Origin of the sequence: Halomonas sp. 18071143 (assembly GCF_019211725.1) — a bacterium.
GTDB lineage: Bacteria > Pseudomonadota > Gammaproteobacteria > Pseudomonadales > Halomonadaceae > Vreelandella > Vreelandella stevensii.
On record NZ_CP078120.1, the window covers coordinates 1966333 to 1992234 of the forward strand.

The window sequence follows — 25902 nt, forward strand, 5'->3', positions numbered from 1 at the left end:
ATGACCTTGCCCACCGATACGCTTATCCGCGCTGAATTAATCAGCTTTCCCAACGATCCCGGCGATGGCAACCTGCCCCACCCTGGCAGTCTGGAACACTACGCTGACGGCCTCTTGTGGCTGAAGGGTGGGCATATCCATGCAGTGGGGCATTATGCCGGGCTGGTTGATCAGTTGCCTAAAGCAGCGGAAGTGATCGACCATCGCGGCAAGATCATCATGCCAGGATTCATCGATACTCACGTCCACTATGTCCAGTTGGACATCATGGCCTCTTATGGGCGCCAACTGCTGGATTGGCTGAATGACTACACGTTTCCTGCCGAGTGCCAGTTCGCCAATCATGATCACGCCAAGGCGTTATCGGAAGCGTTCTTGAATGAAATGCTGCGCGCAGGTACCACCACCGCGCAAGTGTTTGGCTCGAGCCACCCGGGCTCCGTGGATGCCTTTTTTGCAGCCTGCCAAAAGCGGCAGCTGCGCATGCTGGTAGGTAAGGTACTGATGGATCGCAATGCCCCCGATGCCTTGATGGATGGCGTCTCGGGTATCTCCGACACAGAGCGGCTCATCGAGGACTGGCATGGGAAGCAGCGCCTCGGTTACAGCGTTACCCCGCGTTTTGCGCCCACCTCGACCAGAGCCCAAATGGACGCGGCAGGCGCCCTGCTGCGCAATGACCCCACCCTATGGCTGCAGACCCACCTCGCCGAGAACAGCGGAGAGCTGGACTGGGTGGCGGAACTGTTTCCCGGCAGTCGAGACTATTTGGCCGTTTACGAAGAAGCAGGACTCGTCGGCCCACGCAGCACCTTTGCCCACGGTATTCATTTGGACAACGGCATGCGCCAACGGTTGGCAGAGCGCGGCGCCAATATCGCCTTTTGCCCCAGCTCCAACCTGTTCCTGGGCAGCGGCCTGTTCGACCGAGACGCTGCCCGAGAGACGGGCATGGCATTTACCTATGCCAGCGACATTGGCGCAGGCACGGATCTTTCCGGCTTCGGCACCTTGAAAAGCGCCTACCAGGTAGGCCAGCTGCGTGGTCAGCCTCTGACCGCCTGGCAAGGATTTTATGGCCTCACCCACGGCAACGCCAAAGCCCTCTCTCTGGATAGCCACATTGGACAGTTGGCCCCTTCCTACGAAGCTGATTTTATCGTGATCGACCCTGACGCCACGTCACTGCTGCAGCGACGTAGCCAGCACTGCACCACCCTCGGTGAACGGCTATTTGCATTGATGATGCTCGCCGATGACCGCGCTATCTATGAAACCTGGGCCGGAGGCGTATGCCAACACCGCAGAGACGCCTAGCAACCGATCTCTTGTAAAGTCACTCTCACCCAGCCACAGGCTGGGTTTTTTTGCTCAGGAATTTTCCCAACCAACGTTTCTCGACGACCTTTCCCACGAAAAATTTAACGCACAGCAAAAAGCCCCGAACACAGTGTGCTCGGGGCTTTCTACGGGATAAGTGCCTGACGATGACCTACTCTCACATGGGGAGACCCCACACTACCATCGGCGCTAAGCGGTTTCACTTCTGAGTTCGGCATGGGATCAGGTGGTTCACGCGTGCTATGGTCGTCAGGCGTAACAGGTAATGCATATCATGCTGAGGTGTTCTTGACGTATTTTTGACGTGTATTGTGTGCGTCTCTTGTCAGCAAGCGCTCTGGCTCACTGCCGCGTATCCGGTGTTGCGAGTGCGTTCACACTCTTCGTTATCATCACGACCAGACCCCTTGGGTGTTATAGGGTCAAGCCTCACGGGCCATTAGTACACGTTAGCTCAACGCCTTGCAGCGCTTCCACACCGTGCCTATCAACCAGCTGGTCTCGCTGGGCCCTTCAGGAGGCTCTAGGCCTCGGGGATGTCTCATCTTGAAGGGGGCTTCCCGCTTAGATGCTTTCAGCGGTTATCCCGTCCGACCATAGCTACCCGGCAATGCCACTGGCGTGACAACCGGAACACCAGAGGGTCGTCCACCCGGTCCTCTCGTACTAGGAGCAGCTCTTCTCAAACATCCAACGCCCACGGCAGATAGGGACCGAACTGTCTCACGACGTTCTAAACCCAGCTCGCGTACCACTTTAAATGGCGAACAGCCATACCCTTGGGACCGACTTCAGCCCCAGGATGTGATGAGCCGACATCGAGGTGCCAAACACCGCCGTCGATGTGAACTCTTGGGCGGTATCAGCCTGTTATCCCCGGAGTACCTTTTATCCGTTGAGCGATGGCCCTTCCATACAGAACCACCGGATCACTAGAACCTGCTTTCGCACCTGCTCGACGTGTCTGTCTCGCAGTCAAGCACCCTTATGCTCTTGCACTCATTGCACGATGTCCGACCGTGCTGAGGGTACCTTCGTGCTCCTCCGTTACGCTTTGGGAGGAGACCGCCCCAGTCAAACTACCCACCACACACTGTCCTCGATCCGGATCACGGACCTGAGTGAGAACGCCAATGATGCCGCTGGTATTTCAAGGTTGGCTCCTCGAACTGGCGTCCGAGGTTCAAAGCCTCCCAGCTATCCTACACAGGCAACATCAGCGTCCAGTGTGAAGCTATAGTAAAGGTTCACGGGGTCTTTCCGTCTAGCCGCGGGTACACCGCATCTTCACGGCGATTTCAATTTCACTGAGTCTCGGGTGGAGACAGCGTGGCCATCATTACGCCATTCGTGCAGGTCGGAACTTACCCGACAAGGAATTTCGCTACCTTAGGACCGTTATAGTTACGGCCGCCGTTTACCGGGGCTTCGATCAAGAGCTTCGGACGAATCCTAACACCATCACTTAACCTTCCGGCACCGGGCAGGCGTCACACCCTATACGTCCTCTTGCGAGTTGGCAGAGTGCTGTGTTTTTACTAAACAGTTGCAGCCACCTGGTATCTTCGACCGGTTCGGGCTTGGAGAGCAAGTCTCGTCACCCTACGCCGGCGTGCCTTCTCCCGAAGTTACGGCACCATTTTGCCTAGTTCCTTCACCCGAGTTCTCTCAAGCGCCTTGGGATTCTCACCCTGACCACCTGTGTCGGTTTGGGGTACGGTCGCACATGATCTGAAGCTTAGAGGCTTTTCCTGGAAGCGTGGCATCAATGACTTCGACACCGTAGTGTCTTCGTTTCGTGTCTCGGCCTTGCAGGGTCCCGGATTTACCTGAGACCCAAGCCTACTCACTTTCACCAGGACAACCAACGCCTGGCTCACCTAGCCTTCTCCGTCCCCCCATCGCAATCATGTCCGGTACGGGAATATTGACCCGTTTCCCATCGACTACGCCTTTCGGCCTCGCCTTAGGGGCCGACTCACTCTGCTCCGATTAGCGTCGAACAGAAACCCTTGGTCTTCCGGCGAGGGAGTTTTTCACTCCCTTTATCGTTACTCATGTCAGCATTCGCACTCGTGATACCTCCAGCATGCTTCTCAACACACCTTCATCGGCTTACACGACGCTCCTCTACCGCTCATTCCTAAGAATGAACCCGTAGCTTCGGTACCTGGTTTAGCCCCGTTACATCTTCCGCGCAGGCCGACTCGACTAGTGAGCTATTACGCTTTCTTTAAAGGATGGCTGCTTCTAAGCCAACCTCCTAGCTGTCTGAGCCTTCCCACATCGTTTCCCACTTAACCAGGATTTGGGGACCTTAGCTGACGGTCTGGGTTGTTTCCCTTTTCACGACGGACGTTAGCACCCGCCGTGTGTCTCCCACGCTGGCACTCACCGGTATTCGGAGTTTGCCTCGGGTTGGTAAGTCGGGATGACCCCCTAGCCGAAACAGTGCTCTACCCCCGGCGGTGATACGTGAGGCGCTACCTAAATAGCTTTCGAGGAGAACCAGCTATCTCCGAGCTTGATTAGCCTTTCACTCCGATCCACAAGTCATCCAAATCTTTTTCAACAGATCCTGGTTCGGGCCTCCAGTTGATGTTACTCAACCTTCACCCTGCTCATGGATAGATCGCTCGGTTTCGGGTCTATATCCAGCGACTGTGTCGCCCAGTTAAGACTCGGTTTCCCTACGGCTCCCCTATACGGTTAACCTCGCCACTGAATATAAGTCGCTGACCCATTATACAAAAGGTACGCAGTCACCCAACAAGTGGGCTCCTACTGCTTGTACGCACACGGTTTCAGGATCTATTTCACTCCCCTCTCCGGGGTTCTTTTCGCCTTTCCCTCACGGTACTGGTTCACTATCGGTCAGCCAGGAGTATTTAGCCTTGGAGGATGGTCCCCCCGTCTTCAGTCAAGGTTTCTCGTGCCCCGACCTACTCGATTTCACGTGATCAGATTTTCGACTACGGGGCTATCACCCGCTATGGCCAGACTTCCCAGTCTGTTCGTCTAATCCGTCACACGCTTAAGGGCTGGTCCCCGTTCGCTCGCCGCTACTAGGGGAATCTCGGTTGATTTCTTTTCCTCAGGGTACTTAGATGTTTCAGTTCCCCTGGTTCGCCTCCTGCCCCTATGTATTCAGGACAGGATACTCATCTTGTGATGAGTGGGTTTCCCCATTCAGAGATGTCCGGGTCACAGGTCGTTTGCCACCTCACCGAACCTTATCGCAGGCTACCACGTCTTTCATCGCCTCTGGCTGCCTAGGCATCCACCGTGTGCGCTTCATTGCTTGACCCTATAACCCGAAGGAGTCTGGGGTTCGCAATGATAACGATTGCCGGATACGCTTGAGACGTATCACAATACAATTTACGTAAGAACGTTTTAAGAAACGTTCTTGTCAGCATGATATACATTGTTAAAGAGCGACTGTTCTATGAACAGTGATAAGACAACGCGATGCGTTCTGGCTTATCAATGGTCACAAAACCAACAAACGGTACGAGAAGCACAGGAGGTATTACCTAGTACGACGCGATATGGTGGAGCCAAGCGGGATCGAACCGCTGACCTCCTGCGTGCAAGGCAGGCGCTCTCCCAGCTGAGCTATGGCCCCATTAATAGATGGCTTTTCCGGGTAATTTTATTCAGAACAAGGCATTTTATGGCGAAGCATAGCCTTCTATGCGAGTCATAAAATAACGCAGTGCTGGATAAAATTTGGTGGGTCTGGGCAGATTTGAACTGCCGACCTCACCCTTATCAGGGGTGCGCTCTAACCAACTGAGCTACAGACCCGGTCATTTCGCCGTATGCTTGAGCTCAACACCCAAACAAAGCGGAAATAGCTACCGTTTGCTCTACTATCTGATCAGGTAATTCATTGTGAGCGCTTGTCGCGAGGGGAAGACATCGTTTAAGGAGGTGATCCAGCCGCAGGTTCCCCTACGGCTACCTTGTTACGACTTCACCCCAGTCATGAACCACACCGTGGTGATCGCCCTCTTGCGTTAGGCTAACCACTTCTGGTGCAGTCCACTCCCATGGTGTGACGGGCGGTGTGTACAAGGCCCGGGAACGTATTCACCGTGGCATTCTGATCCACGATTACTAGCGATTCCGACTTCACGGAGTCGAGTTGCAGACTCCGATCCGGACTGAGATCGGCTTTTCGGGATTGGCTCACTCTCGCGAGTTGGCAACCCTTTGTACCGACCATTGTAGCACGTGTGTAGCCCTACTCGTAAGGGCCATGATGACTTGACGTCGTCCCCACCTTCCTCCGGTTTGTCACCGGCAGTCTCCTTAGAGTTCCCGCCTTTACGCGCTGGCAAATAAGGACAAGGGTTGCGCTCGTTACGGGACTTAACCCAACATTTCACAACACGAGCTGACGACAGCCATGCAGCACCTGTCTCTGCGTTCCCGAAGGCACCAAGTGATCTCTCACAAGTTCGCAGGATGTCAAGAGTAGGTAAGGTTCTTCGCGTTGCATCGAATTAAACCACATGCTCCACCGCTTGTGCGGGCCCCGTCAATTCATTTGAGTTTTAACCTTGCGGCCGTACTCCCCAGGCGGTCGACTTATCGCGTTAACTTCGCCACAAAGTGCGCTAGGCACCCAACGGCTGGTCGACATCGTTTACGGCGTGGACTACCAGGGTATCTAATCCTGTTTGCTACCCACGCTTTCGCACCTCAGTGTCAGTGTCAGTCCAGAAGGCCGCCTTCGCCACTGGTATTCCTCCCGATCTCTACGCATTTCACCGCTACACCGGGAATTCTACCTTCCTCTCCTGCACTCTAGCTTGACAGTTCCGGATGCCGTTCCCAGGTTGAGCCCGGGGCTTTCACAACCGGCTTATCAAGCCACCTACGCGCGCTTTACGCCCAGTAATTCCGATTAACGCTCGCACCCTCCGTATTACCGCGGCTGCTGGCACGGAGTTAGCCGGTGCTTCTTCTGTGAGTGATGTCTTTCCTGATGGGTATTAACCACCAGGCGTTCTTCCTCACTGAAAGTGCTTTACAACCCGAGGGCCTTCTTCACACACGCGGCATGGCTGGATCAGGGTTCCCCCCATTGTCCAATATTCCCCACTGCTGCCTCCCGTAGGAGTTCGGGCCGTGTCTCAGTCCCGATGTGGCTGATCATCCTCTCAGACCAGCTACGGATCGTCGCCTTGGTGAGCCTTTACCTCACCAACCAGCTAATCCGACATAGGCTCATCCGATAGCGGGAGCCGAAGCCCCCTTTCTCCCGTAGGACGTATGCGGTATTAGCCTGGGTTTCCCCAGGTTATCCCCCACTATCGGGCAGATTCCTATGCATTACTCACCCGTCCGCCGCTCGTCAGCGGGTAGCAAGCTACCCCTGTTACCGCTCGACTTGCATGTGTTAGGCCTGCCGCCAGCGTTCAATCTGAGCCATGATCAAACTCTTCAGTTTAAGATCAATGCGATCCTTACTCGCCATCTCAGGACTAGCCGAAGACAACAAAAGCGGATCAAACTTGGCTCAAGGTTCAAACGAATTCACTGCGATACTCCGAAGAGTATCTTCGTGTTCGCCTGCCTTGATATTAGGTGATGATTCACCCTCATCGGCAAGCGCCCACATGAATTACCTGATCAAATTGTTAAAGAGCCTTCGTTCGGCGTTGCCGTTCGATGTGGGGCATATTCTACCCAATTCCTTTTGATCGTCAAGCTTTTTTCTCGTTCAGCTTTCAAACAATCCATTAATCACCAATGGCCGGAAAGTTGACCTGAGGCAAGCCCTGCCCTTCCCCGCTTTTTTAGACTTGTTGGAGCACCGCTGAAAAGAACGGTGCGCACCAGACCGGTCAAATAGGAGGGGGAAACCATGACGACATCACGTATTGCCATCGGGCTTGCGAGCGTCGCACTCTTAAGCACGACGTCACTGTGGGCAGATGACGAACTCGGTAGCTACCGCGACAGGTTCGAACCGCTGCCCCACTTACCACCGTTACCTGCCCACAATTCGCAAACCGATGAAAAGGTAATGCTGGGCAACATGCTGTTTTTCGAGCCCAGGATCTCCGCCAGTGGAGTCATCAGCTGTGCCACTTGCCATAACCCGGCGCTCGGCTGGTCGGACCGCATCCCCAGAGCTGTGGGCCATAACGGTCAGGTTGGCGAACGCAACACACCCACCGTACTCAACAGTGGTTTCCTGGGATCGCAGTTCTGGGATGGACGGGAGCCGGATTTGGAAGGCCAAGCACTGGGGCCTATCGAAGCCGATGTCGAGATGGCCATGCAGCTGGAACACGCCCTGGACAGGCTGGCAGAGTTCGAGCTCTACCAGGAGCGCTTCACGGAAGCGTACCCCGACCAGGATGACCCCATCAATGCCGAGAACCTGGCCAAGGCACTGGCCGCCTTCCAGAGAACGCTCAACACACCCAACTCACCTTTTGATCGGTATTTACGCGGTGATATGGACGCCATCAGCGATCAGGCAAAAGAGGGCATGGTGGCTTTCGTGGATAATGGCTGCATCGCCTGCCATCGCGGCGCCAACTTTACCGACAGCCAGTTCCACGCCATTCAGGTGCCGGGGTCGAAAGATTTGGGTCGCTACGTGGTGACCGGCGAGGAAAGAGACAAGTACCGCTTCCGCACCCCCACCTTGCGCAATGTCGGCGTCACTTACCCGTACATGAACAATGGCGCCACCGAAACGCTCGAAGAAGCCGTGGCCATTATGGGCCAGGAAATGCTGGGACGTGAGTTTGACGAACCCACCATTGATAACATCACGGCATTTCTGCACTCCCTGACAGGTGAAATGCCCGATTTCGAGGTGCCCGCTCTACCCTGATGCACTATGCCGCCGCCCATAGGGGCGGCGGCAGGCTATATCAGGCTGCCTCCAGGCGCTTCAGCAGTTCGGCGCGTCGCGCGTCGCTGACGAAGGCTTCTTCCATGGCATTGCGGTTCAGCCATTTGAAGGTATCTTCTCCCCAGCCAAAGGCATCGGCACAGGCGATATGATTTTCGAGCAGCCCACCACCAAAATAAGCAGGATCGTCAGAGCTTATAGTGACCTTCAGCCCCGCTTCCAACAACGCCGGTAGCGGATGCTGATCCAATTGATCGACCACTTTCAGGCTGACATTGGAGAGCGGGCACACGGTCAGTACCGTTTGAGACTCCTTGAGGCGCTGCACGACGTCTTCGCTTTCGAGACAGCGCACGCCGTGGTCGATGCGCTGAACGTCCAACAGGTCCAGGGCTTGCGTAATGTAAGCGGCAGGCCCCTCCTCGCCCGCATGGGCCACACGCACCAGCCCAAGCTCTTTGGCGCGCGCAAACAGAGCCTGAAACTTCTCGGGCGGGTTGTCACGCTCGGCGCTGTCCAAGCCAATGGCATCCAGCATTTTCCAGTAGGGTGCCGCCTGCTCGAGAACGTGAAGTGCCTCGTCGGCTGGCCGATCTCTCAGGAAGGCCATGATCATGCCTACTGAAAGATCCAGCTGGCTCTCGGCTTCCTGTTTGGCCCTGAGCAGTCCCGCCATGACCACCTCCAAAGGTACACCACGCTGCAGATGCGCCTGGGGATCGAAGTGCATATCGATATGCAGCACGCCTTCCGAACGGGCACGCTTGAAATAATCCATGGCCAGGTCATAGAAGTCCTGTTCGCTGCGCAAGACGTTCATGCCCTGGTAATACAGATTCAGAAACCCTTGCAAATCCTTGAAATCATACGCTGCCTTGGCCTCTTCGACCGTGGCATAGGGGAGTTCGATGCCGTTACGTTCCGCTAGTTGGAACATCAGTTCCGGCTCGAGAGAACCTTCAATATGCAAGTGAAGCTCAGCCTTGGGAAGGTGTCGTAAAAAGTCGTTCATGGTCGCCGCCTACTTGCCGATTCGGTGAATATCAAAATGAAGTATCGTGAATTAACTTACCACCATCAAGCCGCCATTGATGAGCCAATCCAGGCACCAGGGCCGCATCATCCACTTGATGAACAAAGAAAATCGCCGTACGGCCTACCAACCATGCGTCCAGCGAGGCCGCCACGTGCCGGGCGGTTGCCGCATCCACTCCCGCGAAGGGCTCATCAAGCAATACCACCGAGGGCGAGCGTAAGAACAGCCTCGCCAACGCCACTCTGCGCGCCTGCCCGCCTGAAAGCTGCTGCCCTCTTTCTCCCACCTGAGTCGCCAACTGACGAGGCTGGCGTTTCGCCCAGTCCGAGAGAGCGACCTGGGCAAGCACCTGCCAAAGCTCTTCGTCTGTCGCGTCAGGCTTGGCGATCCGCAGGTTATCGGCCAGCGAGCCATCGAACAGGTCTATTTGCTGGGGCAAGTACCCCATATGTGCTGCGCTACTTTCGAGGGTAATGACAGAGGGTGCATGCTCGGCCACCCACACATCCCCTTCAGTGGGAGAGATACGGCCCATGATCAAATTGGCCAGCGTCGATTTGCCCGAACCCGAAATACCCATGATGGCACCACGTTGACCGGCGGGCAGGGTCAGGGAAACCTGGCATATCGCCCAGCTCGCCGCATCCGGATAACGGAACATGACCTCACGCAGCTGCAGGGCATGGCCACCCTCGTCATCCGGAAGAGAGCCCACACGCGTTTGCCCTTGTGTCGCCTGCAGGGCATTCAGCCGCTGGGCCGCCCCGTGGCTGGCGCCAAACCGCACAAAAGCGGCAGGCAGGCTGGCCAACACTTCGTTGATACCAAACACGGCTATGACGGCCATGACCATGATGGGGCCCACCACGTGCTGCTCGGCCAGTGCCAGACTCCCCAACCAGAGCACACCAATGATCAACAGCCCCGTTACCGCCATCAGTAGCGCATTTCCCAGCGCGGCCTTCACGGCCAGCTGACGCTGGTTATCCAGCGCTTGCTGTTCGTGAGATCGTATTTTCCTGCGATACCAGTCACTGGTTCGGTAGCTCATCAGCTCAGCGGACGCCTGTACCTGATCCAACACCAGCCGCCGAAGCTCCTCCTGATCATCCACTTGCCGATGGCTGTTGGTGAAACCCAGCCTGGCAAAGCCCAGGGTGATGACCAGCCACAGCAGCGTCAATACACTGGCCACGACGGCTCCCACCAGCGGCAACCAGATAGCGATGAAACCTGCAATGATCCAGACACTCAACAAGGCCACTACTGGCGGCACCAGCAGGCGTAGATACAGGCTATCCAGGGCATCGATATCCGACGTCAGGCGACTCAACCACTCACCGACTCGCCGACGCCGCAACGATGCGTCATCCAGGCGCGTCAAGTCACCGAAGACGCGATAGCGTAAATCCGCCAGCAGCGTCAGCACGGTATTGTGGTTGTAGAGCCGTTCGGTGTATCGAGCGACGGTGCGCAGCAAGGCAAAAAAACGAATGCCGCCGCCGGGCACATAAATATCCAGTGATGACGGCAACCCAGCCGCCAGCGCAATGCCCGCCAGGGCACACGCCGCAATGAACCAGCCGGACAAACCCAGCAGCGCAAGGCCCGCCAGCAACGTTACCCATACCAGCAGCGCACCCACGAGGAAGCGCTGCCTGCGCCTTAACATGAGCGCCAGCCATGGGCTCAGGTCATTGTGCAGAAATTTCATGGCGCCACCTCGTGAAGCTGGCCGTCTCGACACACCCAGTGGCGAGTGGCAACGGCCATCACCGCAGGGTGATGTGTTGCCATGACCAACGTTCGCCCTTCCGCCGACCAGGCCAGCAGTGCGTCGATCACGCTCTTTTCCGTCGCCGAATCAAGGCTGGCCGTGGGCTCATCCAACAACACCAGCGGCGCCTGACTGAGAAATACTCGAGCCAAGGTCAAGCGCTGCGCCTGACCTCCCGACAAGCCGACCCCGCGCTCCCCTACCACCGTCTCCAGGCCATGGGGCAAGGCAGCCAACAGTTCCCCCAGGCCAGCTTTTTCCAGGGCCTCCTGCATGGCAGCCGGTGTCGCATCAGGCGCCGCCAGGCGCAGGTTATCGGCCAACGACCCTTGAATGATGCAGGGTGATTGATCCAGCCACGCCACTTGCTCGCCCTGGCGGACTCTGCAAGCGCCACGCAGAGGCGCCATGAAACCGGCCATCAGCGCCAGCAAGGAAGATTTGCCACTGCCTGACTCTCCGGTAATGACCACCACATCTGCCTGACGTATCGTGGCCGAGACGCCCGTCAAGACCGCCGAGTGCCGTCCATAGCCCACCTCGACATCCACCAATTCAATCGATGCATCTGGTTCGACGGGGGCGTCAAACCGGGTCGGCACCACGTCAGGCTCATTGAGGATGGTCACGATGCTCTCTGCCGCCCCCAGCGCCGCAGCACGGTCGTGATAATGCTGCGAGAGGGTGCGCAAGGGCTGGAAGAACTCCGGAGCCAGTAGCAACACCGCCAGACCACTGAACAGGGTCAGCGAGGGGGAAGGACCGTAATCGATATAGCCCAACAGACCAAACCCTACGTACATGGCGACGACGGCGATGGCCACCGAGGCAAAAAACTCCAATACCGCAGACGAGAGAAATGCCAACCTAAGCGTGCGCATGCTCAGGCGGCGATACTGATCGGTGGCATACCAGACGTCCTGCTGGGCAGCACGCGTATGACCAAACAGCTGCAGCGTCGTCATGCCGCGTACGCGGTCAACGAAATGCGCCGAGAGCCTGGCAACAGAAGCGAACTGCTCCTTGTTGAGACGCTCTGCCCCCATGCCGACCAGCGCCATGAACAGCGGAATCAATGGCGCAGAGAGCAACAAGAAGATGGCCACCAGATAATCGAGCCAGCCCACCACCGCGGCAATCAGCAGTGGCAGCAATAGCACGATGCGCATTTGGGGTAGAAAGCGCGCAAAATAGCCATCGAGGGCTTCGATGTGCTCAACCGACTGGGTCGCCAGGGCTCCGCTCTGCTGCCGCGTCATCCAGACCGGGCCTAGCGCGGCAACCTTGTTCAAGACCTGCTCCCGAGCGTACTGACGGATGCGCAAGCTGGCAGTTGCACTCAACGACTCTTGCAGGGCAAGAAACAGTGAGCGCAACGCCACGGCCACCACCAGGCCGAGCAGCACGGGTACCAGCGTGACAGGTGAGCGGCCATGCACGACCAGTTGCTCAATCGACCACGCCAACCCGACCACCAGCAGGATCGTCTGAGCACCAGACAGCACGCCGAAGCACGCTGCCAGCGCTAGCCGAGCACGCTCACGACGAGCCAGCGTGCTCAGCCAACGGCGCGGCGTCAACGAATTCGACTGGGCCGCAGGAGAGGCCATGAATCAGTGATACCCTTCGCCAACGCGCACCTTGCCGCGGAAGACCCAGTAGGTCCAGGCGGTGTAGGTCAGGATGATCGGAATGACGAACAGCACACCGATCAGCAGGAACAGCTGAGACTCAGGGGCGGAGGCGGCATCCCACAGCGTGTAGTTCGGTGGCACGATGATGGGCCACTTGCTGACGATCAGCCCCAGGTAAGTGAACACGTAGATGCCGATGGTGGCCACGAAGGGAATGCCCTCGTTACGACGCTTCACGGAGCGATACACCATGAAGGCCGACAGCAGCGCCAGTGCCGGGAATATCCAGATCAGCTGCAAATGACCGAACCAGCGCTCCCAAACCACCGGATTCACGAACGGTGTCCAGATGCTAATGATACCGAAGACGCCCAGCACCAGCGCCAACAGCAGCGGCGTCACCTTGTAAGCCCACTCCTGAATATGCCCCTCGGATTTCAAGATCAGCCAGGTGGCTCCCAGCAACGCATAACCTGCCATCAGGCCGAAGCCGGTCAGTACCGAGAATGGCGTCAGCCAATCGAAAGCGCCACCTGCAAAGGCAAAGTTTTCGACATGAAACCCCTGAATGTAAGCACCGACCACCGCCCCTTGAGCGAAAGCGGCCACGCCGGAGCCCCAACAGAAAGCGCGGTTCCACCAGCGACGATTGCGCCGGGATTTGAAGCGGAACTCGAAGGCCACCCCCCGGAAAATAAGCCCCGCCAGCATCAAGAACACGCCAATATAGAGTGCGGGCAGGAAGACCGAATAGACCAGCGGGAAAGCCCCGAGCAAACCGGCACCCGCCAGCACCAGCCACGTCTCGTTGCCGTCCCAGACCGGCGCCACGGAGTTCATCATCACATCCCGGGCATCTTCGTCCGGGGCGAAGGGATACAGAATCCCAAGCCCCAGATCGAAACCGTCCATCAACACGTACATCATCAACCCGAACCCGATGATGCCTGCCCAGATTATCGTCAGATCAAACATTTCCATGTCTCAGTTCCTCACCGGGTCGACATCGTCATCAAAGGGAGTTTCCGTGGCCGATAGCGGGCGCATGGGGCGTCTGAAGTTGTCACCTACCGTTTCACGCTCTTCCTTGGGCAGCATGCCGTTACGCACCACGCGGGTCAGGTAGTAGATACCGGCATAGAACACCACCGCATACACCAGCACGTAGCCCACCAGCGTAAACAGCGCCATGGGGCCGGTCAGCGAAGGCGTAACGCCTTCTGCGTGGGTCATCATGCCGTATACCAGCCATGGGGCTCGTCCAGATTCGGTGACTACCCAGCCAGCCAACACGGCGACGAACGGCATGGGGATCATATACACCAGCGTCTTGAGGAACCCGGTGTGCTGATGGAACTTGCCTTTACGACGCAGGAACAGTCCTGCCAAGGCGGTGGCAATCATCAATAGTCCAATCCCCACCATCACGCGGAACGCCCAGAAGACGATCCAGACCGGTGGCTGCTCTTCAGGAGCAAATTCATTCAGCCCCTGAATAACCCCATCCGTAGAGTGGGTCAGGATGAGGCTGGCAAGATTGGGAATGCCGATTTCAAAGCGATTGGTTTGTGCTTCCTGATCCGGGATGGCGAACAGCAGCAGCGGAACGTTGCCAGAGGTCTCCCAATGCCCTTCCATGGCCGCCACTTTGGCCGGCTGGTGCTCCAGGGTATTCAAACCATGGAAGTCCCCCACGACCGCTTGGGCTGGCGCCAAAAACAGCAGCAACCAAAGGCACATGGAAAGTGCTCGACGGTTGGCTTCCGGGTCACGACCACGCAGCAGGAACCAGGCACTCACACCGGCCACCACGAAGCCACCGGTCAGGAAGGATGCCATGGCCATGTGTGCGAAGCGGTAAGGAAAGGAGGGGTTGAATATCGCTTCGGTCCAGGAAACCACGTGGAACCGATAGTCGATGAGCTCTACCCCTGCCGGCGTATGCATCCAGCTGTTGGCAGAAAGAATCCAGAACGACGAAATGAACGTACCGATCGCCACCATGATGGCAGCAAACAAGTGCACCCCTTGTGGCACCTTGCCTCGGCCAAAGAGCAGGACACCGAGGAATGCCGCTTCAAGGAAGAAAGCGGTAACGACCTCGTAGCTGAGCACCGGCCCGAGGAAGTTGGACGCTGCCTGGGAGAAGTTACTCCAGTTGGTGCCAAACTGAAAAGACATGACGATCCCGGAGACCACGCCCATACCGAAAACCACGGCAAACACCTTGGTCCAGAACAGTGCCAGGCGGTCCCAGGCGGGGTTGTTGGTCTTGAAAAACAGCCCATGAAGCAGCGCTATGTAAGACGCCAGCCCGATGGTAAAGACCGGAAAGATCGCATGAAACGATACAACGAAAGCGAACTGTATTCGCGATAGTACAAGGGGGTCGAGTTCCATCACACGCTCCTAAGACCTGGATCAATATCCCATCAATGGGTTACACAAGCTTAGTTGAGCCTTAATGGCACCGCATTTTAGTTATAAGCACTAAGCTTATTCTTTAGCTGTGTTGCATTTTAACGCTTCGACACCTGTTATACAGCGCAAGTTTGCCCAAAAAGCTGTGTCGCATTGACGCATGCCATTCAGGCAAACTGCTCATTTTCAATTAAAAAAAGTCATGTCATCACCACCAGACTGACCATGTAGCCGGTGTAGACGACAAACAGGGAAAACAGCACGCCCCCCTCCAGACGGTTGATTCGCCGCGGACGCCCGCGCCATGAGAATGCAAACAGCACCATCAGCAGCGTCATGAAAGTCATCACGCTCCAGTCACGCACCAGCACCTCACGGCCCGCCTCGATTGGCGCGATCACACCCGCCAACCCGACGACGGCCAGACTATTGAACAGATTGGAACCGACCACGTTGCCCAGCACCATATCGTGCTCTTTGCGCTTCAAGGCACTAATGGAAGAGGCCAGTTCAGGAAGCGACGTGCCCACGGCCACCACCGTCAAACCGATGATCAGGTCACTGACACCAAAGCCCACGGCAATTTCTACCGCGCCCCATACCAACAAACGCGAGCTGGCTACCAATAGCACCAGCCCCACCAGCGTCCACATCAGCGCCTTGCCACGAGAAAGCGGCTTGCTGTCCAGGCTCTCCGTCACTTCATCGGTCAGTGCATCCGCCTGATCACGCCGAGAACGAATGATACTGACCGTAATGAAGATCCCCAGCGCGGCCAGCAGCAACACTGCCTCACCGCGGGAAATCCAGCCATCCATCAGCATGTAGCCAGTCAGCAGCATGACCGCCACCAATAGCGGCATCTCCTTGCGAATAACGCTGGAGTGCACCGCCAGCGGCGCTATAAGCGCCACAAAACCCAGCACCAGCCCTATGTTGGCAATATTGGATCCGTAAGCATTGCCTAGCGCCAGCCCGGGATTACCCTGCATGGCCGCCAGTACGGAGACCATCATTTCAGGGGCCGACGTTCCGAATCCGATCACCAGCATACCGATCAGCAGTGGGGACAACCCCAGCCACCGCGAGGTAGCAGCAGCGCCATCGATAAATTTTTCAGCACTCCAGATCAGCAGGACGAGCCCTACCACCACTGCTACAAAGGCAAGCAACATTTCGGTTCCTTAATGTCATCGTATTAGGCACTATCGCGGCTGCATCCTTGTCGAACCGGGAGGCGGGGTCAAGCACCGAGTTCAAGAGAAGCATGGTGACCCTGATTTGACACTCACGTCTCGGCTCTATATTGATTTAAAATGCGCCAACTATCGAGAGTTTGCTATTGCCTGATGTCTCTTTCATGAAACGACCCACCTTACCCATGCATACCCCCGCCGTGGACTGCACGCCCCCCGAGGCACGCGTCCAGCGCAGGCGGCTGCGCGCCTGCCATGAGTGCGACTGGGTGTCGGCCCTGCCCCCTTTGGGCTCGGGTGAAAAAGCCTCCTGCCCACGCTGTTCTCATGTGCTGGTCAAGCGTCACCGCTACCCCGCACAGCGCAGCATGGCCTTGGCCATTGCCTCGCTGGTGGCCCTTATCGTGGCCGTTTCGTTTCCCTTCGTCAGCTTCAGCGTAGGTGGCATTGGTAACCGCATCGAGCTGACGCAAACGGCCACGGCGCTGATCAATTTTCACCAGCCTATCGTAGCCATCGCGGTGATCATGACCATCGTGGTGCTGCCTGCGGTCTACCTGACGGGGGTCATCTGGCTACAGTTCGGGCTGCTGCGCGCCCGCCCGCTGCCATTGAGCAGAGATATCGCTCGCTCGCTGGCCCACCTGACGCCCTGGATGATGGCCGATGTGTTCATCATCGGCGCGCTGGTCAGTCTGATCAAAGTGGCCGGCATGGCACAGATCGAGCTGGGCATCTCCTTTTGGGCCTTCTGTGTGTTCGCCATCCTGCTGCTGATGACCACACAATCCATCGATGCAGATTGGATGTGGTTTTCACTGGAGGGCGAGCCACTGGCCCCGGAAGGCACCTTGACGGGCGCTACGGCGGCCAGCCAACAGGTGACCGGCTGCCCCACCTGCGGGCTAGTCAACCGTTTCGACAAGGATCACCGCCGCTGCATTCGCTGCCATGAGAAGCTGCACACTCGCCTCCCGCATAGCCTGCAGCGCACCTGGGCGCTGCTCTTTGCTGCGGCGATCATGTATATCCCTGCCAATGTTTATCCCATCATGACCACTACCAGCCTTGGCCATACGGCACCCTCGACCATCATTGGCGGTGTCGTGCAGCTCCTGCAAATGGGGTCCTGGCCCGTGGCTGCGGTGATCTTCATTGCCAGTGTCATCGTGCCTGTCGGCAAACTGGTGGCGCTGGTATGGTTGTGCTTGATGATCAACCGCAGCAACGAGCTCAACGCCAACAGCCGCACGCGGCTATATCGCATCACCGAGTTCATTGGCCGCTGGTCCATGGTGGATGTATTCGTGGTAGCGATTCTCGTTGCCCTGATCCGTGCCGGTTCGCTGATGTCGATCACCCCCGGCCCCGCAGCACTCGCGTTTGGCGCCGTGGTCGTGCTGACCATGCTGGCCGCCATGACGTTCGACTCTCGCTTGATTTGGGACTCCCCCACTCCACGCCCTGCCCGCCGCACGACGGCCACCAAGGACGCTATTGATGGCTAATGATGTAACCCCCAACACCGATACTGACAACGAACTCCACCGAGCCAAAGCCTCTCGGCAAACACGCCTGTCGCCCATCTGGATCGTACCGCTCGTGGCCGTCGTTATCGGCCTGTGGCTGGTGTATGACAACTACACCAGCCGTGGCACCTTGATCACGCTGACCATGAGCAACGCCGAAGGCATCGAGGCAGGCAGCACCTTGATACGCAGCCGCAACGTCGAGATTGGTCGCGTACAAAGCGTGCGCCTGTCGGACGACCTCTCACAAGCAGTGATGACCGCCCGAATCCAGCCCGAAGCCGAAGCCATGCTCAGAGAGGACAGCCGATTCTGGGTCGTCAAGCCGCGCATTGGCCGCGAGGGCATCAGCGGCCTGGGCACCGTGCTATCCGGAGCCTACCTTCAATTGGAGCCCGGCCAGTCGGATGAGCCAAGAAGAGAGTTCACCGTCAGTGACGTGCCGCCGGTGGCGACGGCAGGACAGGCCGGACTTCAGATCAGCCTGGTCAGCCAACTGGGCAATTCCCTGCGCGTGGGCGACCCGGTTTCCTATCAGGGCTATACCGTTGGTCGCGTCGAGGATACCCGTTTCGATGCCGATTCGCGCACCATGTATCACCAGGTTTTCATCGAAGAACCTTATTCCCAATTGGTGACCGACAGCACCCGGTTCTGGACGGCCAGCGGCGTTGATTTTCGCCTGGATGCCAATGGCTTTCGGGTCAATGTCGAATCGCTGGAAGCGTTACTGGGCGGCGGCGTGACCTTTGGCGTGCCCGAAGACCTGCCCATGGGGCGCCCTGTGGAGCATAATGCCCGCTTCAACCTCTACGCTGACGAAGACGATGCCCGGGAAGGCACCTTCAATCGCTACCTGGAGTACGTGCTACTGGTCGACGATACGGTGCGGGGGCTTTCTCGCGGGGCACCGGTGGAGTTCCGCGGCGTACGCATCGGTACTGTGGCGGCGGTGCCCTGGAATTTTACCGCGCCTCAGCCTGATTCCAGAGCACGGTTTGCGATCCCCGTACTGATTCGCATCGAGCCCCAGCGGCTGGGCATCGAGAATTCAGATATCGATCTGGAAGATTGGGACAATCGCTTCACCAGGATGTTTAGTCTGGGCCTACGTGCGTCGCTGAAAAACGGCAGTCTGCTCACCGGAGCGTTGTTCGTCGATCTGAACTTCCAGCGCGACCTGGCCGATGAGTACGTAGCGGAAACTTTCTCAGAACGGACGGTTTTCCCCACCGTGGCAGGTGGCTTCGCCCAGATTCAGGCACAGATTACCGACCTGCTGGATAAGCTCAACGCACTGGAGGTCGAACCGCTTCTGGCGGGCATGGACCGCAACCTGCAAGCCTCCGAGCAGGTGCTCAACGAAGTGCGTGACGTCAGCCGTTCGGTCAACGAACTGCTCAGCGACCCTGAAACTCGCGCGATTGGCGGCAACCTGAACAGCACGCTGGAAGAGCTGCGCAGTACGCTACAGGGTGTCTCGCCGTCGTCACCGGCCTATCAGGAGCTGACCACGGCCATCGAACGGCTGGACCGCCTGATGCGTGATCTACAGCCCCTCACGCGTACGCTAAACGAAAATCCTCGCGCCCTGCTGTTCGACAACCTCGACACCCAGGACCCGACGCCCCGCGCCCCGCGCTGACAGGAGAGAACATGATGCAACCTTTTACACGACTGCTAATCATTGTCGCTGCCTGTGTAGCGCTGACCGCATGCGCAAGCAGTGTCACTCCTCCTGCCCGCTACATGCTCCCCAGCCCTGCGGCCAGCAGCGCCCCTAGCCAACCCACGGGCACGCTGGCCATCCGCGCTCCACGCTTGGCGCACTATCTGGACGTGGATGGCATCGTCATGCAGTTGGACGACATCACGTTGAACCAGGCTCGTGAACACCAGTGGGCCGAGGGCATTGGCCGTCAGCTGGAGCGCAGCCTGCGAGCGCAGTTGGCCCAGCAGCTTCCCCAGCTGCAGGTGGTGCGTTCAGAGGGCGCCCTGCCAGACGCCTTGACGCTATCCGTCGAGGTGGATCAGTTCCAGGGACGCCACGATGGCATGGCAGTGGCCAGCGGCCAGTGGCAGCTACGGCGCGAGGACAATAGCCTGGTCACACTGCAAAGCTTTACCACGGAAACGCCCCTGGAAGAGGACGGCTACCCGGCCCTGGTACGTGCACTGGGTGAAAGCTGGAACCTGCTAGGCGTGCAAATCGCCGAGCAGATTCAGCGCAATGGCTATTTCACGGGCCGCTAATTCAAGACTGCATGAACGGCGCTGAGTGCGACTTTCGTGTTACACTAGGCGACAGCGCCTTTCGCAAGCGCCACCCCATCACTTCCACGCAGCCCTGCGGGCAATGGCTGCGTGGCTTTAAAACGCCCGTCGTGGCTGCCCGATCTGATTCTTAGATGCGCCTTCATGGCGCAATGACATCCTCGTATCTTGAACATGACGCCACCCCCTCACTCAGAGAGTGAGGGGGTGGCGACTGCGGAGAATGCATGAGCTTTTCTGACCTTGGTCTGCACCCTGATCTACTCAGCGCCGTTGGCGCACAGGGCTATCATCAGCCCACCCCGATTCAACGCCAGGCCATTCCCGTCGTTCTGGAAGGACGAGACCTGCTGGCCAGCGCACAGACGGGCACCGGCAAAACCGCTGGCTTCACGCTGCCCATGCTGCAACGCCTGGTGCAAGGCAAACGCCCGGGCAAACGCCAGGTACGTGCGCTGGTCCTGACCCCTACCCGCGAGCTGGCCGCCCAGGTGGGTGAAAGCGTCACCGCTTATGGGCAGCACTTGTCACTGCGCTCGCACATCATTTTTGGCGGCGTTGGCCAGCAACCCCAGGTAGACGCCCTGAAAGCCGGTCTAGACGTGCTGGTGGCCACGCCGGGACGCCTGCTGGACCTTCACCAGCAGGGTCACGTAGACCTGTCTGCCGTGGAAATACTGGTACTCGATGAAGCCGACCGCATGCTCGACATGGGCTTCATCCACGACATCAAACGTCTGCTGCGCCTGGTACCCAAACAGCGTCAGAACCTGCTGTTCTCGGCCACCTTCTCCAACGAGATCCAGGCCCTGGCCCAGCAGCTGCTGAACAATCCGGCGATGATCGAAGTGGCGCCGCGCAACACCACGGCCGAAAAAATCGAGCAGGCCATCTACCGCGTGGATCGCGACAAGAAGCGCGACCTGCTGGCCCATTTGATTCAGCGCCATGGCTGGTTCCAGGTGCTGGTCTTCACGCGCACCAAGCACGGCGCCAATCGCCTGGCGGAGCAGCTGACCAAGCAGGACATTCCGGCCATGGCGATCCATGGCAACAAGAGCCAGGGAGCGCGCACTCGAGCACTTGGAGCCTTCAAGAGCGGTGACTTGCAGGTCCTGGTTGCCACCGATATCGCCGCACGCGGTCTGGATATCAGCGAACTTCCCCACGTGGTCAACTTCGACCTGCCCAACGTCGCCGAAGATTACGTCCACCGCATCGGGCGCACAGGCCGTGCGGGCAGCAATGGTGAAGCGGTGTCACTGGTGTGCGTCGATGAGCATGGCCTGCTCAAGAACATCGAGCGGCTGATCAATCAAACGTTGCCCAAGCACGTTGAGCCCGGCTTCGAACCTGACCCCAACGCCAAGCCCGAACCTATCGAAAACGGCCGCCGCGGCCAGCGTCAACCGCGTGCCCGCCGCTCCTCCGAGAGCACTCAAGCGAATAACGGTGGCGAACGTCGCCGCCGCGCTCGCCGCTAGCCCAAAGGACCGGAATGTGCGAAGGTATCGCCTCGCATATTCCGGCGTTTCGCTGAACCAATTCATGGAGTGACTATGGCGTCTTCACAACTGATGGCGGACTATCGCCAGTGGCTGACTTTTCAGCGTCAGGAGCAGCTGAGCCGCGAACATCAGGGTATTTCACAGCGACTGGAAGATGCCCGCGCCTCCTCTGGCCAGGTCGTGCAGGCTTACCGCAGCATGGCCGAAAAAGCATCCCAGGAAGGCGCCTGCTATCGGACGCTGTTCCTGCGCGAGTGCGATGACAACGCCTCCTTGCCTTGTGAAGGCTGGCTGTTCGTACGCCGCGTGCTGAGTGAAGGCAACAGTACGCGCATCAGGGCCACCCTGCTGGAAACCTTCAATTTGGCCGAGGGCGCCATTGCGTTAGGCGATAAACCGGCACGCAAGCTGACCCTGGAAATCTACGACAAGCTGGACATCAACAAGGGCATGCGAACCCAGGTACGTGTGGACGCCATCGACACCCCACAGGACTATCACTTCATCACCCTGCTGGATGCCGTACGCGGCGACCTGCGCCCTTACATGCAATAAGTTCGCGTCATGGTGACACGCCGTACCGTCAGCTTCATCCTGTTGATGTTCGTGGTTGGGCTCAATCTGCGCCCGGCCATGTCCTCGGTGGCCCCTCTACTGCACAGACTACAGGAAAGCGCGGGGCTGTCGGCCACTGCTGCCGGCCTTTTGACCACCTTACCCGTACTGTGCCTGGGCCTTGCCGCACCGCTGGCCCCCTGGCTCAGCAAACGCCTGGGCAGTGAGCGGGCGTTGAGTGCCGCACTGCTGCTGTTGGCGACCGGCCTGCTGGTACGGGGCACTCCCTGGCCAGGCTTGCTGTACCTGGGCTCGGCCATGGCAGGCGGTGCTATCGGGATAGCGGGCACACTGCTTCCCGCCCTGGTCAAACGCGAACTGCCGCACAGCGCCGACCTGCTGACCGGGCTGTACACCATGGCGCTCTGCTTTGGTGGCGCCCTGGGGGCAGGGCTGAGCGTCCCACTACTGGTTTGGCTGGGCAGTTGGCAGCTTAGCCTGATGAGCTGGTCACTGCTGGCCCTGGCAGCCTGGCTGCTATGGTCGGGCTTTGCACCGCGCCCAATCGCAGCACCATCGCTACAGCCCACCTTCCGAGTGCCGCTTGCCGCTTTGCTACGCCAACCCTTGACCTGGCATGTGATGCTCTTCATGGGCATTCAATCCTCCATGGCTTACATCGTGTTTGGCTGGCTGCCCACCCTGCTCATCGACCGTGGCTACAGCGAAGCCGACGCCGGTTGGACCATGGCGGTCTCCATCATGAGCCAGCTGGCGTCGGCACTGGCCGCCCCATGGGTTGCCCGCTTGCATAAGGACCAGCGGCCAGCCCTCCTCATGGTACTGGCCGCCACGGCCATCGGCCTGGCGCTACTGTTGATTGCCCCATTGGCTTGGCGATGGCCTGGCGCCATCCTGCTGGGCCTCGGTCAGGGCGGTAGTTTCAGCCTGGCGTTGGCCCTGCTGGTGCTGCGCACGGCCAACGCCCCCTTGGCTGGACAGCTTTCCGGGCTGGTGCAGGGAGGCGGCTACACCCTGGCCGCGCTGGGCCCCTTCGGCGTGGGTGTGATGCTGCAAATGGGCGCCTCGACCGCACACATTGGCTGGCTACTGATCGGCTTGATTCTGGTTTGTTGCGGCTTTGCCTGTCTGGCAGGTCGCAACCGGCAGCTGGATGATCAAGGCGGTCAGCTGCGCGTCACCCTTCCATAATCCTTCCTTGTCTTTACCAGGACATGACCATGCGTAACGCTCCTCGTCTGACAGACACCCCCTACCCACATGAGCGGGTACTGATCATCTACACCGGCGGCACGATCGGCATGCAGCCAACCGCCACCGGACTGATGCCAGCAGGCAACTTTGCCGACAGATTACACAATGCTCTACAGCAGTTGCCTATCCCGCAACAGCAGGCACTCCCCGCCTACGACATCATCAGCCATGACCCACTGATCGACTCCAGCGCCGCCACGCCTGCCACGTGGCAAACGCTGGCAGGCGATATCGCCGCCCGTTTTTCCGCCTACCGGGGCTTTGTCATCCTGCACGGCACCGATACGCTCAGTTGGAGCGCCTCGAGCCTGGCCTATCAGCTACAAGGACTGGACAAGGCGGTCGTATTAACAGGGGCCATGCAACCGCTGGAGGCAGCCAATAGCGATGCTCTGGACAACGTATGCGGTGCCCTGCAATTCGCTGCCATGAGTGAACTGCAGGAAGTGGCGCTGTACTTTTCAGGGCGCCTGATGCGGGGCGTCAGGGCGGTGAAGCAGCACTGTGAAGCGATGACCGCGTTTGCCTCCCCCAACTATCCCCTGCTGGGCGAACGGGTAGACGATGACTACGTACTTTACCCCAGCCGGGGGCTGGCGCTTCACCAGCGTGGCGCGCCCCGCTTCGAACTCCCGGACTATGGGTGCCTTGCTCACGGGCAAGTGGTGCGCATCGCGCTGTGGCCAGGCATGGCCGCCTGGCAACTCTCCAGTTGGCTGGCGAATGACAGCGTCAAGGGGGCACTGCTGGAGCTCTGGGGAGCGGGCAACTTGCCTGACGACCCGGACCTGTTAGCCGTACTGGCGCGTGCCAGCGGAGAAGGAAAGCTGGTGGCCGCGGTCAGCCAGTGCCCGCAAGGCACCCTTCACCTGGGCGCTTACTCCGCTGGCCACGGCCTGACGGACGCTGGCGTGATTTCCGGGGGCTCCATGACCCCCGAGGCAGCTTACACCAAGCTGGTGCATTTGATGGCGCAGCCGCTTACCCACGACGACCGAGCAACGCGCTTCGTCACTCCGTTAGTGGGCGAGCGGTAGCCAGACTGGCATCCCGGAGCAGACAGGCTATGGTTAAACAGGACACATGGAGTGCAACATAACCTTCTGAAAACAGGTGAAAACGTATGGATCAACCAGTGCATCATTTTAGTGAACTGTTTGAACAGCTGGGGCTGCGCTCGGACGCGGCTTCTATCGAACGCTTTATTGAGCGACATTCACCGTTACCCAAGGAGATGCCGCTGGCCGACGCCCCCTGCTGGAACGAGGGCCAGGCGGATTTTCTACGCGAAGCAGTGGAAGAAGATGCCGACTGGGCCGAGGTGGTCGATCATCTGGATGCCTCGATGCACAAGGCGGAATGATCGCCTGAATTCAAGTCTGATCCCGCGCCGCTTCCAGGCGGCGCCGGTACCAGGCCCCTGCCAGCAGCAGGGCCGTCAGGGCCAACAGGGGCAGCAGCACGTCCATCTGTAGCGGGTCCTCTTCCTCGATGGCTTCCAGCGCCCCGTAAATGGCGCTGCTGTAGACGGCCCATTTCACCGCCAGCCCCAGCGTGGCAGCCAATAGATAGCGCCCCAGCGCAATATGCCCCAGGCCTGCCGCAAAATTGATCACTGAGTGTGGAAACCCCGGCAGCACTCGCATGGCACATTGGGTCAGCAGGTCACTTCGCGCTTTCAGGGTATCCATGACCTTGAGCGTCAGCCCCTTGGGCTGCCACCGCTGCCCGACTCGCGCCGCCAGCAAATAAGCCCCCCAGGCGCCCGCCACACTGCTGACGGTCAGCATGAGCGTTGCGATCAAAGGCGGATAAAAAGGCGCGATCAACCACAGCCCAATACTGCCGGGCAGGCCAATCGCAAGTGTCACCGCCATGGTCAGCATGACGGTCACCACGACCACCGGATGGTGCGACATGGTGGCGGCCCAGCGCTTCACCGCCATCAGGTCCGGGGAGTACCAAAGCCATACGTAGGCCAGCATGGCAGCCACCGCAAACGCGGCCGCCCAGCGCCAGGAGTAGAGAGATAATTTACGCATGGAGGCGTGCTTCAACCCGCTCGAGAATTTGTCGACTGACCTTTCCGACCAGTGGCCTGGCCGCCTTGTTCACCGCTTTTTCCATGAGACGATTGCGAATGTCATAACTCAGGGTCAGTGACACCTCTGTGCCTTCCGGTACGGCGCGCAGCTGGTAGCGCCCCTGATTCTTGACGCCATCCAGAGATTCCCAAGCCAATACCTCCGGGGGTTCGATCTCGGTCACCTCCACGTCAAACGACCAGTCCATGCCCACTGCCCGCACATGCCAGCGGTAGCGGTTTTCGCCAAGACGATCGATCGAGCGTATCAAGTCCGAATACTCCGCAAAATCTTCCACTCGGCGTAACAAGTCAAATACGCGCTCCGGGGAGGCTCGAACGATTTCACTATGTTCTATGGTGGCCATGCGTCCATCTCTAGCGGCTTTA

General features: G+C 58.6%; 18 protein-coding genes, 2 tRNA genes and 3 rRNA genes. 10 read left to right on the top strand and 13 right to left on the bottom strand.

Translation table 11 applies throughout. The annotated features are described in order from the left end of the window. Positions 1-1317, top strand: a complete 1317-nt coding sequence (gene guaD, locus KVY02_RS09160; RefSeq protein WP_218313390.1) for a guanine deaminase — start codon at positions 1-3, stop codon at positions 1315-1317. A 162-nt stretch (positions 1318-1479) separates the two neighbouring features. Here the strand turns inward: guaD and rrf are convergent. The 5 genes from rrf to KVY02_RS09185 form a co-directional block, all read right to left on the bottom strand. After that, positions 1480-1595: ribosomal RNA gene (gene rrf / locus KVY02_RS09165) — 5S ribosomal RNA — on the bottom strand. Positions 1596-1759: 164 nt separating this feature from the next. Next, positions 1760-4648: ribosomal RNA gene (locus KVY02_RS09170) — 23S ribosomal RNA — on the bottom strand. 245 nt (positions 4649-4893) lie between these two features. Beyond that, positions 4894-4969: transfer RNA gene (locus KVY02_RS09175), tRNA-Ala, on the bottom strand. Between the two features lie 105 nt (positions 4970-5074). Further along, a tRNA-Ile gene (locus KVY02_RS09180) sits at positions 5075-5151 on the bottom strand. Positions 5152-5270: 119 nt separating this feature from the next. Further along, a 16S ribosomal RNA gene (locus KVY02_RS09185) occupies positions 5271-6802 on the bottom strand. The 16S, 23S and 5S rRNA genes sit together here with 2 tRNA genes alongside, the layout of an rRNA operon. Before the next feature lie 417 nt (positions 6803-7219). Between KVY02_RS09185 and KVY02_RS09190 the strand changes: the two genes are divergently transcribed. Beyond that, on the top strand, positions 7220-8203 hold the full coding sequence (locus tag KVY02_RS09190) for a cytochrome-c peroxidase (RefSeq protein ID WP_026001697.1): 984 nt from the start codon (positions 7220-7222) through the stop codon (positions 8201-8203). A gap of 40 nt (positions 8204-8243) precedes the next feature. Here the strand turns inward: KVY02_RS09190 and KVY02_RS09195 are convergent, their stop codons facing one another. The 6 genes from KVY02_RS09195 to KVY02_RS09220 all read right to left on the bottom strand — a co-directional run bounded on the left by KVY02_RS09195 (position 8244) and on the right by KVY02_RS09220 (position 16267). Continuing rightward, positions 8244-9236: an adenosine deaminase gene (locus KVY02_RS09195; protein WP_039182118.1), complete on the bottom strand. Its 993-nt coding sequence runs from the start codon at positions 9234-9236 to the stop codon at positions 8244-8246. 31 nt (positions 9237-9267) lie between these two features. Then, positions 9268-10974, bottom strand: a complete 1707-nt coding sequence (gene cydC / locus KVY02_RS09200) for a thiol reductant ABC exporter subunit CydC (protein WP_218313391.1) — start codon at positions 10972-10974, stop codon at positions 9268-9270. Continuing rightward, positions 10971-12647, bottom strand: a complete 1677-nt coding sequence (gene cydD / locus KVY02_RS09205) for a thiol reductant ABC exporter subunit CydD (RefSeq protein ID WP_218313392.1) — start codon at positions 12645-12647, stop codon at positions 10971-10973. The genes cydC and cydD overlap by 4 nt, the downstream gene beginning before the upstream one ends. A gap of 3 nt (positions 12648-12650) precedes the next feature. Further along, positions 12651-13652, bottom strand: a complete 1002-nt coding sequence (gene cydB, locus KVY02_RS09210; RefSeq protein WP_016913968.1) for a cytochrome d ubiquinol oxidase subunit II — start codon at positions 13650-13652, stop codon at positions 12651-12653. A gap of 3 nt (positions 13653-13655) precedes the next feature. Continuing rightward, a complete protein-coding gene (locus tag KVY02_RS09215; RefSeq protein WP_218313393.1) occupies positions 13656-15071 on the bottom strand; it encodes a cytochrome ubiquinol oxidase subunit I in 1416 nt (471 codons plus the stop codon). 221 nt (positions 15072-15292) lie between these two features. After that, positions 15293-16267, bottom strand: a complete 975-nt coding sequence (locus KVY02_RS09220; RefSeq protein ID WP_081138144.1) for a calcium/sodium antiporter — start codon at positions 16265-16267, stop codon at positions 15293-15295. Positions 16268-16452: 185 nt separating this feature from the next. On the opposite strand from KVY02_RS09220, the gene KVY02_RS09225 reads away from it, so the two are divergent. The 8 genes from KVY02_RS09225 to KVY02_RS09260 all read left to right on the top strand — a co-directional run bounded on the left by KVY02_RS09225 (position 16453) and on the right by KVY02_RS09260 (position 24792). Further along, complete coding sequence (locus KVY02_RS09225; protein ID WP_256357479.1) at positions 16453-17796, top strand: paraquat-inducible protein A; 1344 nt, start codon at positions 16453-16455, stop codon at positions 17794-17796. Continuing rightward, positions 17789-19462: an intermembrane transport protein PqiB gene (pqiB, locus tag KVY02_RS09230; protein WP_218313394.1), complete on the top strand. Its 1674-nt coding sequence runs from the start codon at positions 17789-17791 to the stop codon at positions 19460-19462. Before KVY02_RS09225 ends, pqiB begins: the two co-directional genes overlap by 8 nt. Before the next feature lie 11 nt (positions 19463-19473). After that, entirely contained in the window at positions 19474-20070 is a 597-nt protein-coding gene (locus KVY02_RS09235; RefSeq protein ID WP_016913973.1) for an ABC-type transport auxiliary lipoprotein family protein, read from the top strand. A 248-nt stretch (positions 20071-20318) separates the two neighbouring features. Continuing rightward, the gene (locus tag KVY02_RS09240) at positions 20319-21575 is read left to right on the top strand and encodes a DEAD/DEAH box helicase (protein ID WP_081193079.1); all 1257 of its coding nucleotides are present in this window, start codon (positions 20319-20321) and stop codon (positions 21573-21575) included. A gap of 75 nt (positions 21576-21650) precedes the next feature. Further along, positions 21651-22154: a hypothetical protein gene (locus KVY02_RS09245; RefSeq protein ID WP_016913975.1), complete on the top strand. Its 504-nt coding sequence runs from the start codon at positions 21651-21653 to the stop codon at positions 22152-22154. Positions 22155-22163: 9 nt separating this feature from the next. Continuing rightward, entirely contained in the window at positions 22164-23366 is a 1203-nt protein-coding gene (locus tag KVY02_RS09250) for an MFS transporter (RefSeq protein WP_218313395.1), read from the top strand. A gap of 29 nt (positions 23367-23395) precedes the next feature. Beyond that, positions 23396-24466: an asparaginase gene (locus KVY02_RS09255; RefSeq protein ID WP_218313396.1), complete on the top strand. Its 1071-nt coding sequence runs from the start codon at positions 23396-23398 to the stop codon at positions 24464-24466. 86 nt (positions 24467-24552) lie between these two features. Next, entirely contained in the window at positions 24553-24792 is a 240-nt protein-coding gene (locus tag KVY02_RS09260; RefSeq protein WP_016913978.1) for a DUF2789 domain-containing protein, read from the top strand. Positions 24793-24802: 10 nt separating this feature from the next. Here KVY02_RS09260 and KVY02_RS09265 read toward each other — a convergent pair whose 3' ends face one another. Beyond that, positions 24803-25471 (bottom strand): TVP38/TMEM64 family protein, encoded by a 669-nt coding sequence (locus tag KVY02_RS09265; RefSeq protein ID WP_016913979.1) that lies wholly within the window; start codon positions 25469-25471, stop codon positions 24803-24805. Continuing rightward, positions 25464-25880, bottom strand: coding sequence for an SRPBCC family protein (locus KVY02_RS09270; RefSeq protein ID WP_100731213.1), 417 nt, complete (start codon positions 25878-25880; stop codon positions 25464-25466). The genes KVY02_RS09265 and KVY02_RS09270 overlap by 8 nt, the downstream gene beginning before the upstream one ends. Between the last annotated feature and the right edge of the window lie 22 nt (positions 25881-25902).

Coding starts and splice junctions, on each gene's coding strand:
- guaD (WP_218313390.1), top strand. CDS start 1: ATGACCTTGCCCACCGATACGCTTATCCGCGCTGAATTAATCAGCTTT.
- KVY02_RS09190 (WP_026001697.1), top strand. CDS start 7,220: ATGACGACATCACGTATTGCCATCGGGCTTGCGAGCGTCGCACTCTTA.
- KVY02_RS09195 (WP_039182118.1), bottom strand. CDS start 9,236: ATGAACGACTTTTTACGACACCTTCCCAAGGCTGAGCTTCACTTGCAT.
- cydC (WP_218313391.1), bottom strand. CDS start 10,974: ATGAAATTTCTGCACAATGACCTGAGCCCATGGCTGGCGCTCATGTTA.
- cydD (WP_218313392.1), bottom strand. CDS start 12,647: ATGGCCTCTCCTGCGGCCCAGTCGAATTCGTTGACGCCGCGCCGTTGG.
- cydB (WP_016913968.1), bottom strand. CDS start 13,652: ATGGAAATGTTTGATCTGACGATAATCTGGGCAGGCATCATCGGGTTC.
- KVY02_RS09215 (WP_218313393.1), bottom strand. CDS start 15,071: ATGGAACTCGACCCCCTTGTACTATCGCGAATACAGTTCGCTTTCGTT.
- KVY02_RS09220 (WP_081138144.1), bottom strand. CDS start 16,267: ATGTTGCTTGCCTTTGTAGCAGTGGTGGTAGGGCTCGTCCTGCTGATC.
- KVY02_RS09225 (WP_256357479.1), top strand. CDS start 16,453: ATGAAACGACCCACCTTACCCATGCATACCCCCGCCGTGGACTGCACG.
- pqiB (WP_218313394.1), top strand. CDS start 17,789: ATGGCTAATGATGTAACCCCCAACACCGATACTGACAACGAACTCCAC.
- KVY02_RS09235 (WP_016913973.1), top strand. CDS start 19,474: ATGATGCAACCTTTTACACGACTGCTAATCATTGTCGCTGCCTGTGTA.
- KVY02_RS09240 (WP_081193079.1), top strand. CDS start 20,319: ATGAGCTTTTCTGACCTTGGTCTGCACCCTGATCTACTCAGCGCCGTT.
- KVY02_RS09245 (WP_016913975.1), top strand. CDS start 21,651: ATGGCGTCTTCACAACTGATGGCGGACTATCGCCAGTGGCTGACTTTT.
- KVY02_RS09250 (WP_218313395.1), top strand. CDS start 22,164: ATGGTGACACGCCGTACCGTCAGCTTCATCCTGTTGATGTTCGTGGTT.
- KVY02_RS09255 (WP_218313396.1), top strand. CDS start 23,396: ATGCGTAACGCTCCTCGTCTGACAGACACCCCCTACCCACATGAGCGG.
- KVY02_RS09260 (WP_016913978.1), top strand. CDS start 24,553: ATGGATCAACCAGTGCATCATTTTAGTGAACTGTTTGAACAGCTGGGG.
- KVY02_RS09265 (WP_016913979.1), bottom strand. CDS start 25,471: ATGCGTAAATTATCTCTCTACTCCTGGCGCTGGGCGGCCGCGTTTGCG.
- KVY02_RS09270 (WP_100731213.1), bottom strand. CDS start 25,880: ATGGCCACCATAGAACATAGTGAAATCGTTCGAGCCTCCCCGGAGCGC.